Here is a 16,272-nt window from a genome sequence, read left to right as displayed (position 1 = left end):
TTAAAAATCTAATTTTATTTAAATGTAAACCAACTATCCTGCTCTGCATAAAACACCCAAATGAAGAAACATCTATTTTATAAACCGCTTTTGCTGCTCGTTACACTTTTGTTGTATTCATTTTCACAAGCGGACAAAGAAGAACAAAAAAGTTGGATCAGGATCAACCTGTTAGGTTATCAGCCCAATTCCATAAAAGTGGCCATTTGGGCAAGCAAGCATACAATAACCCCCCAAAGCTTTGAACTCATTGACAAAGCAACGGGAAAAGTGGTATATACATCTACACAGATCAAGCCTTTTGGAAGTTATGGACCCTTTACGGCCACTGGACGTTTAAATTTTTCCGACTTTAAAAAAAGTGGGCGTTATTTCTTAAGGGCCAACGGCATCCTGTCTCCAGAGATCATTATCCATAAAGATGCCTATAAACATACTGCAGACTTTGCATTGCGATATATGCGCCAACAAAGATGCGGCTTTAACCCGTTCCTAAGAGATAGTTGCCATACGCACGATGGCTTTGCTCTTTACGGAAAAAAGGCAGGGATTAAGGACAGCTCTTATTTCGATGCCACCGGAGGCTGGCACGATGCCAGTGACTACCTACAGTATTCTACCACAACGGCCAATGCAACCTATCATTTATTAATGGCCTACAGGGATTTCCCAAGGGTGTTTTCAGATACAAAAAAAGCAAATGGTTTAGATGGCAAGAATGGCATAGCCGATGTATTAGATGAGGCCAAATGGGGCGTGGACTGGCTCTTGAAAATGCATCCAAAGGAAAACATCATGTTTAACCAATTGGCAGATGACAGAGACCATATCACCATGCGCATTCCAAAAGAGGACAGCCAATACGGAAAAGGTTTTCAACGGCCACTGTATTTTATAGACGGCGAACCCCAGCAAAGAGGTAAATTTCTCAACGACACAAAGGGTACGAGTTCTACGGCAGCCAAATTTTCCAGCGTTTTCTCCTTAGCCAATAGCCTATATCCCTATACCGACAAACAGCTTCACGAAGAACTTCTTTCAAAATCAAGATCGGCCTACCAATATGCCCTTCAGAAAAAAGGCGTTACGCAAACCGTATCTGTAAAATCGCCCTATATATACGCAGAAGACAATTGGGTAGACGACATGGAGCTGGCTTTAGCCAATTTAGAACAGCAACCAACAGTTAAAGACCTAAGGTCCACAGCTTCTGTTTCGGCATTAGATTCTGCTTTTTATTATGCTGATCAAGAACCCATAACCCCTTGGTTGATTAGTGACACCGCCAAGCATTATCAATGGTATCCTTTTATAAATATTGGCCACTATGAATTGGCCAAGCAGCTAAAGGGAGAAAGAAGACAAACGTTGATCCGTTATTATCGATCAGGTATTGAAAATGTATGGAATAGGGCAAAGCAGAATGCCTTTTACCGTGGCGTTCCCTTCATCTGGTGCAGCAACAACCTAACGGTTGCCTTTACCATGCAGTGTATGTGGTACAAGCAGCTTAGTAACGATTTCTCATTTGCAGAACTGGAGCAAGCCAATTTCGACTGGCTTTTTGGCTGTAACCCATGGGGCACGAGCATGGTATATGGCCTGCCGAGTTGGGGCGACACTCCAACAGATCCTCACTCTGCCTTTACACATTTGAAAAATTACCCCATAGATGGTGGATTGGTGGATGGCCCGGTATATACCAGAATTTATAAAAACCTGATCGGCATACAGTTGACAAAACCAGATGCTTATGCCGAATTTCAAAGTGACCTAGCCGTTTACCATGATGACTATGGGGACTATAGCACGAACGAGCCCACCATGGACGGCACAGCTTCCCTTATTTATTTATTGGCGGCCTATGAAAACAATAGCGACAAGCACCCACTGCCTATCCAAAAAGAACAGGGAGCCATAATTAGGGGAAATATACAGGATAAAAAAATCGCCCTGGTTTTTACCGGAGATGAATTTGCCGATGGTGGCTACAAGATCAATGAAGCCTTAAAAAATGAAGGCACAAAGGCTTCCTTCTTTTTTACGGGAAACTTCTATAGAAATCCGAGTTTTACAAGCCTAATCAAAAAACTAAAGGCCAATGGGAATTATCTTGGTGCCCATTCTGACCAGCATCTGCTTTACAACGACTGGAAGAAAAGAGATTCCTTATTGGTAGACAAAACACAGTTTAAGAAAGATGTGCTGGATAACTACCGAGCAATGGAAAAGCTCGGCATCCATAAAAAAGACGCCGATTATTTTCTTCCTCCCTACGAGTGGTATAACCAAACCATTGCCAACTGGACAGAAGAACTCGATCTGAAATTGATCAACTTCAGCCCTGGAACTCGTTCAAATGCCGACTACACCTTTCCAGAAATGGGAAAATCGTATAGAAGTAGTGTAGAAATCTATAACTCCATTGTAGATTATGAAAAGAAAAATTCATTGAACGGCTTCATTCTATTGTTGCATATAGGCACCGACCCCAGAAGAAAAGACAAGTTCTATGATCAACTTCCCAAACTGCTCGGCTACCTGAAAAAAAATGGTTACAAAGCGGTAACCATTAGCGATTTATTGGCCCACTAATACGGATTAGTTCCTCTTTTTTAAATTAAATAATTAGATTTGCAAAAATTTAATGAAATGAGCACTACAGAAAATAAAAACAATTTTGATTGGGTTTGGTATGTAATTGGAATGTTGGCTTTTGTTTTAGCCTTCTCGGCCGTAACCTTAAATATTGGCTACCTTTTAATAGGCGCGATCATTGGTTTAATATTTGGTGGTGTATTTTTGAACAAGATTGTAAAGGGCAGAGAATATTAATTTCTGCAAACATCTGGCTTAGAAAAACACAAAATCAGGATCACACAACCAATCCACATTTTGATGAAACCAGCCAAGCTAGCTTCATCATCATTAAAAATATTCACGTTTTGATGAAAAAATTAAGCTTACTGGTGTTATTTGCCCTTGGCTCGTTTGTGGCTAATGCGCAAAATGCACCTAACGGAAATGCTGTAACCTTTCCAAAAACGGATGCCAGTCCATTAGATGTGGTCTATTATCCTTTAAATACCACAAAATCTAAAGAGCATATCGATCCCATTATGAGGATATTATACTCTCGTCCCCAAAAAAAAGGAAGAGAAATTTTTGGCGTACTGGAACAATTTGATAAAGTTTGGCGATTAGGCGCAAATGAGAGTACGGAGATTACATTCTTTAAAACAGTACATATTGGAGGCAAAAAAATAAAAGCTGGCAGGTATTCATTGTTCGCTATCCCAAGCCAAGATAAATGGACAATGATCATTAATCAACAAACAGATAAATGGGGTGCTTTTTCTTACGATGAAAAAAAAGATGTAGTTAGGGTGGAAGTTCCGATCATCAAATTAGATAAAGTATTGGATGTATTTTCCATCACCTTTTCAGATTCTGCTGAAGGTGCTAACCTTATTGCTGCCTGGGACAGTACACAAATTGAATTGCCCATTAACTTTAAGAAATAAGCTGATGATTTAGCTAATCTAATAAAAAGGAAGAAACCTCATTCTTCCTTTTTTTGTGCCATATCCCTGCCTTTCCTAAGGTAGGCATCGAAATAAATAAGCAGCAATACCAAGTCTACAAAAAGAAAGGCATATAATGCTGTACGGCTAAACCAACCTTCTAAATTTAGTGCCAAATGCACTTTGGGCATTCCAAAAGAAAAACCTGGCCTTGCAGTATATAATGCATAGCATAAAATAACCAACAGGCACAGCACAAAAAATGCCGCTATGCCATAAACAATTCTACGGTCAACCTTTGTTTTTAAGGATATAGGCGCCATCTCTTGCCCCACCAATTCCATTACATTCCGCGTAAATGACATGGAAGGTTCTTCTGCTTCCAACTGGCCAAGCTGCTTACTGATGGCCAACAACTGCTCATAATGTTTTAAAAGCTCTTTATCGTTGTTTAATGCGTCTTCAACCTCAACTTTCTCGGCATCCGTACAAAAGCCATCGATATAATTCCAAAGTTGTTCTTCCCGTATATTCATATCAATTCATTTACCTCGTGTTTCAATAAAACCTGCAGCTTTTCCTTTAGCCTCTGCCTTGCCCTATGTAATTTTACCTTCACTGTGTTTGTTTCCATGGCCAAAGCTATGCCAATTTCTTCCAGACTCTGCTCCCCTTTATAAAACAAAGTAATGATGGCCGCATCATCAGGTAAGAGCATATCAATGGCTTCGTTCAGGTATTTATAGGTCGACTTTCGTTCTACCTGGTCTGCATTAAAAGAAGTATGCTCATTTGCAAGCTGCAGTACATGTTCCTCATCGTTGATGGAACTGGTATCCAATTTTCTTTTCCTTAAAAAGGTCATTGCCGTGGTATAGGTAATGGTGTAGAGCCAGGTTGTAAACTTCGAGGTCTGCCTGAAAGTACCTAAGGCCTTATAGGCCTTTACAAAGCAATCTTGTGCTATTTCTTCTGCATCTTCCCTATTTTTAGCAAAGCGCAATGCCAAGGTAAAAACAAACCGTTGATGACGCTTAACCAATAATGCATAATGGGCGGTATTGCCCAACAACACTGCATTGATTAAATCTAGATCTGTATTTACCTGCTGCATAAGTAACCTTATGACGCTTTCTTTTACCATCGGGTTACAGCAATTTACAAAAATTGTAGTGGGTTAACTATTTAATCGTTGAGATCGGTTAACCGACCCATAGCTCAACTATTTAGAATTAACCAATTTAAGCCATCAACCCAAATTAATGCGAAACCGCTTTCAGCCCAATAATAGAACCAATTAAGGTGGTGATAAAGAATATACGCCAAAAGCTGGCAGGATCTTTAAAAAATAGAATACCCATCAACACGGTTCCTACTGCTCCAATACCAGTCCAAATGGCGTATGCAGTACCAATGGGTAAAGTTTGGGTGGCCTTGATTAACAACAGCATACTAATGGTCAAGGAAACCAAAAAGCCTACAAACCACCACGCCGCTTCGGCACCACTTGTTTCTTTTACTTTGCCCAAACAAGAAGCGAAAGCCACTTCAAAAAGTCCTGCAATAATTAATATTATCCAATTCATCATTTTATTTTTCTGCAAAAATCGCGGCTAATTTTATGTTTTCCTTTAACAAATGTTAAAAAAACACCATTTTCATGGAAAAAGGATTAAAACTGAGGCTTTACCGAACTTATGTTATTTAATTCCTGCCCTAATTCGGCTTAAGGTAACCTGAGTTACGCCTAAATACGAGGCGATTTGTCCTAATGGTACCCTTTGTATTAAAGAAGGCTGTTTTTCTAAAAGCTCCCGGTAACGTTGTGTTGCATTTTTAAACTGCAGCGACATAAAGCGTTCTTCTGTTTTTAACAGTTCTTGTTCCGCAAATTTTCTGCCCCAGTTGGCCAAAACAATATGTTCTGCATAGAGCTTCTGTAATATTTGGCTGGATATTCTGTACAGGGTGCTATCTTCCAGAAGTTCAATAAACTCATAACCTGGCTGCCCATTAAAGAAGCTTAGAAACGAAAGCATTACATCTCCTTCTTCACCAAAACATATGGTCACTTCTTTTTTTTCGGTATTGCAATAAGCCCTTGCTACTCCTTTCTCTATGAAATAAACATAACGTTCTACTTTATCCGTACTCATCAATAGGTGGCACTTGGGCAACTCTACCTTCTCTAGCCGTGAAAGAAGAATTTCTTTTTCTCTTAAAGGCAAGCAAAATATCGCATCGATCTTTTTTAGGATATTATCCAAAACGTTTTGTTTTTGGATAAAGGTAAGTGTTATATTTTTTCGCAGTGGTGTGTAACCTATTTTTTTTTCTTGTTGTCATAACCATCAGAACACGGTTCATAGCAAATAGAATGTTTAACAAAAAATAATAAAATCATGAGTGGAGAATTAGTACCCATTACCTTTTTCATCGGCACCTTTGCCATGATATTCGGCATCAGATATTTATCCAACAAAGAAAAAATGGCCATGATCGAAAGAGGAATAGATCCAGGCACGAAAAAATCAACGCCAACTCCTTTCCTCAGCCTTAAATTTGGTCTCCTATTGATAGGCCTAGGGCTGGGATTGATCGTAGCCTTGTTTACGGTAAGGGGAATATTTGGCGAAACCCTGAATGAGAGCCAACAGGCCCAAGCTGTAGCTGTTTATTTTGGCAGTGTCCTTATTTTCGGGGGACTAGGATTGGTTATTTCCTACATTATCGAGAAAAAATGGCTAGACAAACAATAACAGAAAAGTAGCTTTTGTCCCAAAAAGCGTATCATCAATCAACATCGATTAACGTGAGTTCGGATTAAGCAAGGTCAAAAAAGTAAAGCTTTGCGTTTCAAGCTATTTTCGCTTCAATGGCCAGTCTTACAGCTGGACGTGGGTTTAGCGACTAGTACCCATAAAATGAAGACCGTTTCTTATCCCGAACTCACCTTAATTAGATCATTCAATACAGAAACAGACGACAAAATAAACCTACTTCTTCGAAAGTTTCTTTCATCATAAACGCTGCAAACAGGGTTAATTTTATTGATCTTTAGGTTTAGGCAGAATGGCTACAGTTAAACGACTTACACAGTTCATTTTTCCTTTATCGTTATAAATCTTAATTTCCCACAAATGGGTTTTTCCGCCAATATGCAGGGGCTTGCAAACGCCTTTTACAAATCCGGAGGCTACTGGCCTAATGTGATTGGCATTGACCTCTAAACCCACTGCCAGGTACCTATCTGGATCAATGCACATATAAGAAGCAATACTACCCAAGGTTTCGGCCAGCACTACCGATGCCCCTCCATGCAGAATACCCGCCGGCTGATGGGTTCGTTCATCAACTGGCATGATGGCACATACATCATCTTCTCCTATTTCCGTAAACTCAATCCCCAATAATGCACCAATGTGATTTTTGGACCTGCTATTCAACATCTCAGGCGTAAATTCTTTAAACCAAATCATTTTCAGCGTGTATAGTCGGATGTCCGATATCCAATGTTAAAGTATATAATAAAGCTAAATTGAGTGTTTTTTATAATGTCATCCATCTTCGGACCTCCGACTTCGGACGATTATAAATATCGCTCTTTAATAATGTTAGTATGGTGCATCACATGCCCGGCCAAAATAAAAACCAATGCCCTTACTGATATTTCATTGCCATTTGCATTCCCAGATCTATTAAGTTCTTCTTCGTTTAAAGATCTGAATAAAAAAAGATTGGCTTTTCTTAGACATTCAAATTCCTCAGAAAGGCTTATTAAGGTACGGTCTTTAAAGTGGGCATTTATGACATAATCGTCTTCTTCAAATCCGGGAAGAGGTGCTTTTTCGCCTCTGGCAAAGCTGGTGAGCCTAAAAACCATAATGCGTTCGGTATCTATAACATGGCCAACCATTTCTTTTATGGTCCATTTACCTGGCGCATAGGCATAATCTGCTTTTTCAGCAATACAGCCAAGAAAACCAGCAAAATCCGGCCCTTGTCTCTCCAATACCTCCAGAACGTTGCCTTCAACAAGATCAATATATCTTTTATACCACTGTGGGTATTCCTGTATTTGTGGTTGGTTCATAAGTTATGCTACTTTTTAAAATAATTCGAAAGGTAGTGCCTTTGCCCATTTCAGAGTCTTTGACAAAAATTTGGCCACCATGGTAATTCTCTACCATTCTTTTGGTCAATGATAGCCCCAGGCCCCAACCTCTCTTCCTGGTGGTATACCCCGGCTGGAACACAGTATCGAACTTAGACCTCGGAATTCCCCTTCCCGTATCAGAAACATCAATAAAAACCTCTTCCTTTGCCAGATTTTCTATAATATTAATGGTGATGGTTCCATCGTTATCAATAGCGTTAACGGCATTTTTCAATAAGTTTTCTGTTACCCAGTCAAAAAGTGGCACACAGAGCATTGCCCTTACCTGTTTATCGCCGGTAATTACAAAAGTGATCTTATCTGATGTTCTGATCTTAAAATAATCTACAAAATTGCTGATCACCACAAACACTACATGATCTTCCAAAATGGGCTTAGAACCAATCTTTGAAAACCGATCGGTGATGATTTCCAGACGTTGGATATCATTTTCCATTTCGGCCACTAGGGGATCATTTTCGGCCTCGAACCTCGACTTGATCAGCTCTACCCAGGCCATTAAAGAAGAAATTGGCGTGCCCAACTGATGGGCCGTTTCTTTTGCCATACCCACCCATACCTGGTCTTGTTCGGCTCTTCTTGCCGCACTAAAACCAACATAGGCGATGATCAGGAACAGCCCGATTACCCCCAATTGGATATATGGAAAAAACCTTAATTGTGTAAGTATGGTCGAATCTTTATAGTAGGCGATCAGCTCTTCCCCATCAATCCCCTGCATCCTAGCCGGCAAGTGCTGTCCCTTCATCTTTGCCAATTGCCTTACAAAATATAGCGAATCGTATTGTTTTCCTTGATCTGCCACATTATAGAATGTTTTGGTCGTGTCCAAACCGTCCCAAGTAAAAATGCTCCCATCTCTCTTGGTAACGATCACATCCATCTTATTGTTCTTTTTTATGGTTTCAAAAACCTCGGTGAGCTGCTCGTTGTCGTACATCTTCATCCGTTGCTCTGCAACCTTTACCCATAACAAGAACTGGGTAGCCTCTTCCCTTTCCATTTTTTTAACAAAAAAATCTGAATAGAAAACGGAAGCTGCGCCTATTACTATGGCAAAGACCAGCAAAAAGAATTTCCAACGCCGCTTTTTTTGATAGGGATTCATTTTTCAATTGCCAAAATACAATATCAAAACGGAAAAACCACAAAACCATTATGCTTTTTCAAAATCCCAATCAATCATTTTTAAAAGGCATAGGAGCTTCATCACCGATGAAAACAATATAAAAACAGATGAAAAACATATCTTTGTCGTGTCTTGCGTTTTTTGCGCAGAGTGATAAGCCTATCCATGCTTTTCGCCCTCCGCTTTTCGCTCAACAAAACACCACCATGAATAAAGAAGTTAGAGTTAGATTTGCACCAAGCCCAACTGGCGGGTTGCATTTGGGGGGCGTAAGAACTGCCCTGTTCAATTATCTTTTTGCAAAAAAACATAATGGAACTTTTATCCTTAGAATTGAAGACACTGATCAGACCCGCTTTGTAGCAGGTGCCGAGGAATATATTGTAGACTGTTTAAATTGGTGTGGCATTACTCCAGATGAAAGCCCCCAGCAACCTGGTGCTTTTGGTCCCTACCGCCAGAGTGAAAGGAAACCATCTTATAAGCAATATGCCGAACAATTAATTGCAAGCGGCTATGCTTATTATGCTTTTGACACCCCAGAAGAACTAAGCGAAAAACGCAACGAACAGCCCAATTTTTTATATGGCCAAAAAACCCGCATGCAAATGCGCAATTCACTTACCCTTACACAAAATGAGGTGAGTGAGCTACTTGCCCAAAACGTACCCCATGTAGTTCGCATTAAGATGCCAACTGATGAGCAGGTTACTTTTACCGACATGATCAGGGGAGTGGTAAGTTTTGACACCAATTTGGTAGACGACAAAGTACTCTTAAAGGCCGATGGTATGCCAACCTATCATTTGGCGGTTGTGGCAGACGATAAGGCCATGCAGATTTCCCATGTTTTTAGGGGCGAAGAATGGCTTCCCTCTGCTCCCATACACATTCTACTTTGGAAATACCTGGGCTGGGGGCATGAAATGCCAGAGTGGGCCCATCTGCCCCTAATCTTAAAACCCGATGGCAATGGCAAGCTCAGCAAAAGAGATGGAGACCGATTGGGTTTTCCTGTTTATGCCATGAACTGGATCGATCCAAAAACAGGAGACCTTACCAAGGGGTTTAAGGAGCTGGGCTTTTTATCAGAGGCTTTTGTAAATCTTTTGGCCTTATTGGGCTGGAATGATGGCACCGACAAAGAGTTGTTTACCTTGGAAGAGCTAAAACAGGCCTTTTCCATCGATAGAATTAGTAAAGCAGGCGCAAAATTCGATTTTGAAAAAGCAAAGTGGTTTAACCACGAGTGGATTAAGGCCGAAAGTGCCGAGCATTTAGCTCCAATCGTTAAAAATGAACTGCAGAAATCGGATATCAAAATTACAGACGAAACCTTTTTGCTGACTGTTATTGATTTAATAAAAGATCGTTGTGCTCTCATTCCCGATTTTATAGCCCAAAGTGCCTATTTCTTTGCGCCGCCAACAACTTATGACTCCGCTGCCGTAAAACCAAAATGGAACAATGAGAAAGCAGATTTCTTCCACTCATTTGGCGCTTCTCTTGATCCCGAATTAGCAGCTTCCGAACTAGAAGCTCAATTCAAAGCCCTTGCAGAAACTAAAGGCCTAAAAGCGGGAGAGCTAATGTTGCCTTTACGCATAATGCTGGTAGGTGGCAAATTTGGCCCGGGCGTATTCGACATCGTTAAACTTTTAGGCAAAAAGGAAACTTCAAATAGAATTGAACGAGGTATTGCAGAATTTAATTCCTAAATTGGTTTAAGTTTAATTTATATACTATGCAGTGGTTTGGTAAAGGCAGCAACAACGTAGAAGATGGCAGAGGCGGCGGGGGCAAGATTGCCCTTGGCGGCGGTCTGGGTATCATTATTGTGATTATCGGCCTGTTTATGGGGAAAGACCTCACAGGATTAGTGGGACAGCTACCCCTTACCTCAGAGCAAACCAACGTTAAAAAAGGGAGCTTTCCCGAAGATGACCCGCAAAAAAAATTCGTATCAGGTGTACTTGAATCTACCGAGCAGGTCTGGGAGCAACAGTTTAACGAACTTGGTCTGCAATATGAACAACCTACATTAAGATTATTCGAGTACCAAGTGCAGTCTGCCTGTGGCAATGCCAGCTCAGCTATTGGTCCTTTTTACTGTCCTGGCGACCATAAAGTTTACATTGATCTCTCCTTTTATGATGAGCTTAAAAACAGATTTGGAGCTGCAGGAGATTTTGCCCAAGCTTATGTCATAGCACACGAAGTTGGCCACCATGTCCAAAATTTATTAGGCACCTCAGAAAAAATGGAAAGGGCCCGAAGGACAATGAGCAAGGTAGCGTATAATAGATTGTCGGTAATGCTTGAGCTACAGGCAGACTTTTATGCTGGCCTATGGGCTCACCATGCACAAAACCTAAAAGACTTTAGGCTGGATGCAGGAGATCTCGAAGAAGCGCTGACCGCAGCAAATGCCATTGGCGATGATCGGCTTCAAAAACAGGCTACTGGAGAGGTGGTACCAGACTCCTTTACCCACGGCACCTCTGCCCAACGAGTATTTTGGTTTAAAAAAGGTTTCGAAACAGGAGATATCAAGCAGGGCGATACCTTTAATTCAGCTTCGCTTTAAACAGTCCCTTTAATGGAAGTTTTCTGGCACATCGATATCCCATTTTTAATAAATTTAAGCCTTAAATAGATTTTTTTAAAATCATTTTTGATTACATTTGGGAATGATCTTAATTGTAGATGATACGCCAGAAAATCTGATTTCTTTACAAAACGTTCTAGAAAAACATGGTTTTGAGGTAGATACCGCTAGTTCAGGAGAAGAAGCCCTTAAAAAAGTCCTTAAAAAATCATACGTCCTCATCATCCTTGATGTACAAATGCCAGAGATGGACGGCTTTGAAGTAGCTGAAGTAATTTCAGGTTATAGCAAGGCAAAAGAAACGGCAATTATCTTCCTTTCTGCCGCCAATACCGAATTCCGCTTTATTGCCAAGGGCTACTCTTCGGGAGGTCTCGACTATATTACCAAACCCGTCGACATCAACATTCTATTACTTAAAATCAAAACTTTCTACCGCATTTACGAACAAAGTAGGAAACTGAGCGAAATTCAGAAAACCTTATTAGAAGAAATAGAATACAGAAAAGAAGCCGAACGCAAAAAGGATGAATTCATCAGCATTGCTAGCCATGAATTAAAAACACCGCTTACCAGTGTAAAAGGTTATATTCAACTGTTGGAAAGAAGTATCAACAAAGGCGATATTGAAACGGTAAAAAAACACCTGTCCAAGGCACACATCCAGCTGGAAAAACTGAACGGTCTCATTGCCGACCTGCTGGACATGTCGAAAATAGAAAGCGGCAAACTTAAATTTACCAAACAATATTTCGATATAGACCAACTGATAGATAACATCATTGAGGTCATCCACCAATCCAATCCAGAGTTTACCATTATCAGAAAGGGAAGGGCCGATTGTAAAATATATGCCGATGAAATGCGAATAGAGCAGGTAATCGTAAACTTTTTGACCAATGCCATTAAGTATGCTCCCGGCACCAGTGAAGTTTTATTAACTTTAGAAGTAAAGGAAGGATTGTTATATCTGGCCGTAAAAGATTATGGTATAGGCATGTTGCCAGATCAGCTACAATTTGTTTTTGAAAAGTTTTATAGAGTGGAAGAAACTTCCCACAGATTTCAGGGCTTGGGTATAGGCCTCTATATTTCATCAGAAATCATCAAAAGACATAACGGACAAATTAATGTGACCAGTGTGTATGGTGAGGGTTCTGAATTTTATTTCACCATACCCATCCAACAATCTGAATTAGATGTTTAATCTTTAAATAAAAGCCATTTTAATTTAATGAAACTATCTTTAAAAAATAACCTACGCATTGGCCTCGGATTATCGCTCCTCTTATTATTCGTGAGCTCCCTAGCCTCCTACATCAGTATTAAAAACTTGGTAAAAAGTGTAGATCTGGTGGTAGAAAGTAACGAAATCATCAACGACATAGACAACATTATTTCTACGTTAAAAGATGCTGAAACTGGGCAAAGAGGATTTTTGTTGACCAAAAACAGGGTTTTTCTCGATCCTTATATTGGCAGTCGGGAAAAGACACAGGCGCTTTTTGATAAGGTGTTTACCAGCACAAAAGAAAATGCCTATCAACAAAGAAAATTGAATGAACTAAAAAACATCATTGAGAAAAGATTGGATATCCTGAACGATGTTATAGATCTTAAAAAAACCAATCAATCTATATCAGAGCAAGTATTACTGGATGGCAAGCGCTATATGGACAATGCCAGAACCATTATCAAGGACATAAAAGAAGAAGAAAAGAGGTCTTTGAGTGCTAGAACATCAGAAATGAACGCACTTTCAAATTATGCGCCGTTACTTATTGTTCTTGCAGCCATGCTGTCTATTTTAAGCACGGTCTTCTTTTACCGAAAAGTAACTTCCGAATTCAATGAGCGTGTAGAGCTATTTCAGCAATTGCAAAGCCTTAATGAAGATACCTCGAAAAGGATCGATACCATTAAAGACATCGCTGCTCAAATATCAACCGGAAATTATAAGGCAAGACTGGAAGAAAATTCAAATGATGGCTTAGGAAGTTTATCTGGCTCGTTAAATAATATGGCAGAGTCGCTACAATATTCTTTTAGCCTGCTGGAAGATAAAGACTGGCTACAAACCGGTATTGCCAAACTTAATGACCAAATGGTTGGAGAAAAAGATATCCATGCCCTATCCCAAGATATCCTAACGGCAGTTATTGAGCACACCAAAAGTTTTGTTGGCGCATTCTATATCTTGGAAGACGACAAATTGCTCCATTTGGTAAATGGATATGCCTTAGAAATACAGCAAAAAAAGAACAGAATTGCCCTAGGAGAAGGTTTGATTGGACAGTCAATGCAATCTGAAAAGCTGATTCTTTTAGATCAGATTCCCGATAACGAATCCACGATCAGCTACGCTACAGGCGAAACCAAGCCAGTAAATGTCATCGCATTCCCTATTATGAGGCATGGCATCCCTATGGGCGTAATAGAAATTGCCTCACTAAATGTTTATACTCCAAGAAAGCTAGAGTTTCTAAACAACATTTCGACCAATATTGGGATTGCTTTACACGCTGCCCAAAGCAGGAAAAAACTACAAGATTTTCTGGAAGAGACCCAGGCACAGGCTGAGGAGCTACAGGCTCAGCATACAGAACTAGAGGCCTTAAATGCCGAACTTGAGGCACAGACACAAAAAATACAGGCCTCGGAAGAAGAATTGCGCGTACAACAAGAAGAGCTTTTACAGAGCAATCAGGAACTAGAGGAAAGGAGCAGCCTACTTGAAGAAAGAAACCAGCTTATTCTGGACAGAAATAATGAGATTAAGCAAAAGGCCGAGCAATTAGAGCAGAGCACCAAATATAAATCTGAATTTTTGGCCAACATGTCACATGAGCTAAGAACACCGCTTAACTCTATTTTACTATTATCTAAATTGATGGCAGACAGCGAAAATTTGGATAAAGAATTTACAGAATATGCTGCTGTAATCCAAAGCTCTGGACAGGGTCTTTTAAGTCTCATAGACGAAATTTTAGACCTATCTAAAATCGAGGCTGGAAAAATGGAGCTGGAAATCGACACCTTGACCATAGAAGAATTGGTGACCGACATGCAATCCTTATTCAGTCCGATAGCAAAAGACAAAAAATTAGACCTCAAAATTGCCGTAAACGAAAATGTTCCCCATCATTTTATTTCCGACAAAATGAGATTGGAACAAATTTTAAAGAATCTCCTGTCCAATGCCTTTAAATTCACCAAAAAAGGGGAAATAGGTCTATCTATTTCCTACAATGACCTCCATAAATCGCTATCGTTTTCGGTAAGCGATACCGGCATTGGGATTGCCAAGGAAAAACAAAACTTGGTATTCGAAGCTTTCCAACAGGCCGATGGATCTACACGTCGTAAATTTGGAGGAACTGGCCTAGGCCTTTCCATTAGTAAAGAATTGTCTAAACTTCTTGGAGGAGACATTAAACTGCAAAGTCAAGAGAATTTTGGGAGCAACTTCACCTTGACCATTCCTGCAGATATTAACAATCATAAAGCGGTAGAGGCCATCAATGATCAGGCCCTAAGGGAAATTAAAGCAGTAAAAGAAGAAGAAAACCCCGCAGCTATTCCATCTGAAAGTTTTGTTGTAGACAAAATCCCTGCCGACATTGAGGATGATCGAGAAATGCTAACAAAAGACGATAAAGCGATCCTGATCATAGAGGATGATACCTTTTTCGCAAAAACATTATTAGATTTTACTCGAAAAAGGGGGTATAAGGGTATAGTTGCTGTTCGTGGAGACGTAGGGATAGAAATGGCAAAAACCTACCATCCTTTAGCCATCCTATTGGACATTCAACTTCCCGTAAAAGATGGATGGCAGGTAATGGATGAACTGAAATCGGATTCTTTAACCAGATCCATTCCGGTTCATATCATGTCTTCCCTCTCCGTTAAAAAAGAAAGTCTGCTTAAAGGTGCCGTTGACTTTATCAACAAGCCTTTTGCACTGGAGCACATGAAGCAGATTTTCGAAAAATTGGAAAAAGCCTTGAGCAAAGATCCTAAAAAAGTATTAATCGTTGAAGAAAACGAGCAGCATGCAAAGGCCCTAAGCTATTTTTTAAGCAATTCGAACCTACAGACTATTGTAGCCTCCAATATTGCCCAAAGCATTGAAGCCCTAAAGCAAAAGCAGGTAGATTGCGTAATTTTAGACATGGGCATTCCAGATAAAAATGCTTACGAAACGCTGGAAACCATTAAAAAGAGTGAAGGATTGGAAAACCTACCTATCATTATATTTACAGGCAAAAACTTATCAAAGGGAGAAGAAACCAGGATTAAAAAATATGCGGATTCGATCGTAGTTAAAACCGCCCATTCCTACCAGCGCATTTTGGATGAGGCCGCTCTATTCCTTCATTTGGTAGAAGAGAAAGGTAACGAAGCCATTAAAGAAAAAACTTCGACCTTACAAAATCTCAACGATATCCTAAAGGATAAGGTAATTCTTGTTGCCGATGATGATGTTAGAAATATCTTTTCCATTACCAAGGCACTTGAACATCATAAAGTGAAGGTTCTGGCCGCAACCGATGGCAAAGAGGCCTTGACCATTCTCAAGGAGAACCCTAAGGTAAATGCAGTATTAATGGATATGATGATGCCTGAGCTAGATGGATATGAGACCACAAAACAAATCAGGAGCCTTCCAGAACACAAAAACCTTCCCATATTGGCCGTAACCGCCAAAGCTATGATGGGCGATAGAGAAAAATGCATTGCGGCAGGAGCTTCTGATTATATCTCGAAACCCGTAGATATAGATCAATTGATTTCCTTATTAAGGGTATGGTTATACGACAAAGTTTAATTA

General features: G+C 40.0%; 15 protein-coding genes. 8 read left to right on the top strand and 7 right to left on the bottom strand.

Going from position 1 to position 16,272, the window contains the following annotated elements; all coding sequences use genetic code 11:
• Window positions 1-60: 60 nt before the first annotated feature.
• The 3 genes from JHD79_RS04135 (at window position 61) to JHD79_RS04125 (ending at window position 3,524) form a co-directional block, all read left to right on the top strand.
• Window positions 61-2,595 (top strand): glycoside hydrolase family 9 protein, encoded by a 2,535-nt coding sequence (locus JHD79_RS04135; protein WP_199117934.1) that lies wholly within the window; start codon window positions 61-63, stop codon window positions 2,593-2,595.
• 57 nt (window positions 2,596-2,652) lie between these two features.
• Window positions 2,653-2,835 carry a hypothetical protein gene (locus JHD79_RS04130; RefSeq protein WP_199117933.1) on the top strand — a complete coding sequence of 61 codons (183 nt, stop codon included), beginning with the start codon at window positions 2,653-2,655 and terminating at the stop codon, window positions 2,833-2,835.
• Window positions 2,836-2,948: 113 nt separating this feature from the next.
• Entirely contained in the window at window positions 2,949-3,524 is a 576-nt protein-coding gene (locus JHD79_RS04125) for a DUF2911 domain-containing protein (RefSeq protein ID WP_199117932.1), read from the top strand.
• 38 nt (window positions 3,525-3,562) lie between these two features.
• On the opposite strand, the gene JHD79_RS04120 is transcribed toward JHD79_RS04125, so the two are convergent.
• The 4 genes from JHD79_RS04120 to JHD79_RS04105 form a co-directional block, all read right to left on the bottom strand.
• Window positions 3,563-4,060, bottom strand: coding sequence for an anti-sigma factor (locus tag JHD79_RS04120; RefSeq protein ID WP_199117931.1), 498 nt, complete (start codon window positions 4,058-4,060; stop codon window positions 3,563-3,565).
• The gene (locus tag JHD79_RS04115) at window positions 4,057-4,668 is read right to left on the bottom strand and encodes an RNA polymerase sigma factor (protein ID WP_233164554.1); all 612 of its coding nucleotides are present in this window, start codon (window positions 4,666-4,668) and stop codon (window positions 4,057-4,059) included. The genes JHD79_RS04120 and JHD79_RS04115 overlap by 4 nt, the downstream gene beginning before the upstream one ends.
• 115 nt (window positions 4,669-4,783) lie before the next feature.
• Window positions 4,784-5,110, bottom strand: a complete 327-nt coding sequence (locus JHD79_RS04110) for a multidrug efflux SMR transporter (protein ID WP_199117966.1) — start codon at window positions 5,108-5,110, stop codon at window positions 4,784-4,786.
• A gap of 114 nt (window positions 5,111-5,224) precedes the next feature.
• Window positions 5,225-5,791: a Crp/Fnr family transcriptional regulator gene (locus JHD79_RS04105; protein WP_199117930.1), complete on the bottom strand. Its 567-nt coding sequence runs from the start codon at window positions 5,789-5,791 to the stop codon at window positions 5,225-5,227.
• Window positions 5,792-5,926: 135 nt separating this feature from the next.
• Between JHD79_RS04105 and JHD79_RS04100 the strand changes: the two genes are divergently transcribed.
• Window positions 5,927-6,283: a DUF6249 domain-containing protein gene (locus JHD79_RS04100; protein WP_199117929.1), complete on the top strand. Its 357-nt coding sequence runs from the start codon at window positions 5,927-5,929 to the stop codon at window positions 6,281-6,283.
• Between the two features lie 288 nt (window positions 6,284-6,571).
• On the opposite strand, the gene JHD79_RS04095 is transcribed toward JHD79_RS04100, so the two are convergent.
• The 3 genes from JHD79_RS04095 to JHD79_RS04085 form a co-directional block, all read right to left on the bottom strand.
• Window positions 6,572-7,003, bottom strand: a complete 432-nt coding sequence (locus tag JHD79_RS04095) for a hotdog fold thioesterase (RefSeq protein WP_199117928.1) — start codon at window positions 7,001-7,003, stop codon at window positions 6,572-6,574.
• A gap of 110 nt (window positions 7,004-7,113) precedes the next feature.
• Window positions 7,114-7,617, bottom strand: a complete 504-nt coding sequence (locus tag JHD79_RS04090) for a DinB family protein (protein WP_199117927.1) — start codon at window positions 7,615-7,617, stop codon at window positions 7,114-7,116.
• On the bottom strand, window positions 7,577-8,809 hold the full coding sequence (locus tag JHD79_RS04085) for a HAMP domain-containing sensor histidine kinase (RefSeq protein ID WP_199117926.1): 1,233 nt from the start codon (window positions 8,807-8,809) through the stop codon (window positions 7,577-7,579). Before JHD79_RS04085 ends, JHD79_RS04090 begins: the two co-directional genes overlap by 41 nt.
• 227 nt (window positions 8,810-9,036) lie before the next feature.
• Between JHD79_RS04085 and gltX the strand changes: the two genes are divergently transcribed.
• The 4 genes from gltX (at window position 9,037) to JHD79_RS04065 (ending at window position 16,269) form a co-directional block, all read left to right on the top strand.
• Window positions 9,037-10,548 (top strand): glutamate--tRNA ligase, encoded by a 1,512-nt coding sequence (gene gltX / locus JHD79_RS04080; protein WP_199117965.1) that lies wholly within the window; start codon window positions 9,037-9,039, stop codon window positions 10,546-10,548.
• Between the two features lie 26 nt (window positions 10,549-10,574).
• The gene (locus JHD79_RS04075) at window positions 10,575-11,417 is read left to right on the top strand and encodes a neutral zinc metallopeptidase (RefSeq protein WP_199117925.1); all 843 of its coding nucleotides are present in this window, start codon (window positions 10,575-10,577) and stop codon (window positions 11,415-11,417) included.
• Between the two features lie 103 nt (window positions 11,418-11,520).
• Window positions 11,521-12,645 (top strand): hybrid sensor histidine kinase/response regulator, encoded by a 1,125-nt coding sequence (locus JHD79_RS04070; protein ID WP_199117924.1) that lies wholly within the window; start codon window positions 11,521-11,523, stop codon window positions 12,643-12,645.
• A gap of 27 nt (window positions 12,646-12,672) precedes the next feature.
• The gene (locus tag JHD79_RS04065; protein WP_199117923.1) at window positions 12,673-16,269 is read left to right on the top strand and encodes a response regulator; all 3,597 of its coding nucleotides are present in this window, start codon (window positions 12,673-12,675) and stop codon (window positions 16,267-16,269) included.
• Window positions 16,270-16,272: the final 3 nt, after the last annotated feature.

Origin of the sequence: Pedobacter sp. ASV28 (assembly GCF_016428855.1) — a bacterium.
Taxonomy (GTDB): Bacteria; Bacteroidota; Bacteroidia; order Sphingobacteriales; family Sphingobacteriaceae; genus Pedobacter.
The sequence above is the reverse complement of the archived record's forward strand: the minus strand, read 5'-3'. Positions and strand labels throughout refer to the sequence as shown.

Coding starts and splice junctions, on each gene's coding strand:
- JHD79_RS04075 (WP_199117925.1), top strand. CDS start 10,575: ATGCAGTGGTTTGGTAAAGGCAGCAACAACGTAGAAGATGGCAGAGGC.
- JHD79_RS04120 (WP_199117931.1), bottom strand. CDS start 4,060: ATGAATATACGGGAAGAACAACTTTGGAATTATATCGATGGCTTTTGT.
- JHD79_RS04125 (WP_199117932.1), top strand. CDS start 2,949: ATGAAAAAATTAAGCTTACTGGTGTTATTTGCCCTTGGCTCGTTTGTG.
- JHD79_RS04115 (WP_233164554.1), bottom strand. CDS start 4,668: ATGGTAAAAGAAAGCGTCATAAGGTTACTTATGCAGCAGGTAAATACA.
- JHD79_RS04110 (WP_199117966.1), bottom strand. CDS start 5,110: ATGAATTGGATAATATTAATTATTGCAGGACTTTTTGAAGTGGCTTTC.
- JHD79_RS04100 (WP_199117929.1), top strand. CDS start 5,927: ATGAGTGGAGAATTAGTACCCATTACCTTTTTCATCGGCACCTTTGCC.
- JHD79_RS04090 (WP_199117927.1), bottom strand. CDS start 7,617: ATGAACCAACCACAAATACAGGAATACCCACAGTGGTATAAAAGATAT.
- JHD79_RS04135 (WP_199117934.1), top strand. CDS start 61: ATGAAGAAACATCTATTTTATAAACCGCTTTTGCTGCTCGTTACACTT.
- JHD79_RS04065 (WP_199117923.1), top strand. CDS start 12,673: ATGAAACTATCTTTAAAAAATAACCTACGCATTGGCCTCGGATTATCG.
- JHD79_RS04085 (WP_199117926.1), bottom strand. CDS start 8,809: ATGAATCCCTATCAAAAAAAGCGGCGTTGGAAATTCTTTTTGCTGGTC.
- gltX (WP_199117965.1), top strand. CDS start 9,037: ATGAATAAAGAAGTTAGAGTTAGATTTGCACCAAGCCCAACTGGCGGG.
- JHD79_RS04070 (WP_199117924.1), top strand. CDS start 11,521: ATGATCTTAATTGTAGATGATACGCCAGAAAATCTGATTTCTTTACAA.
- JHD79_RS04095 (WP_199117928.1), bottom strand. CDS start 7,003: ATGATTTGGTTTAAAGAATTTACGCCTGAGATGTTGAATAGCAGGTCC.
- JHD79_RS04130 (WP_199117933.1), top strand. CDS start 2,653: ATGAGCACTACAGAAAATAAAAACAATTTTGATTGGGTTTGGTATGTA.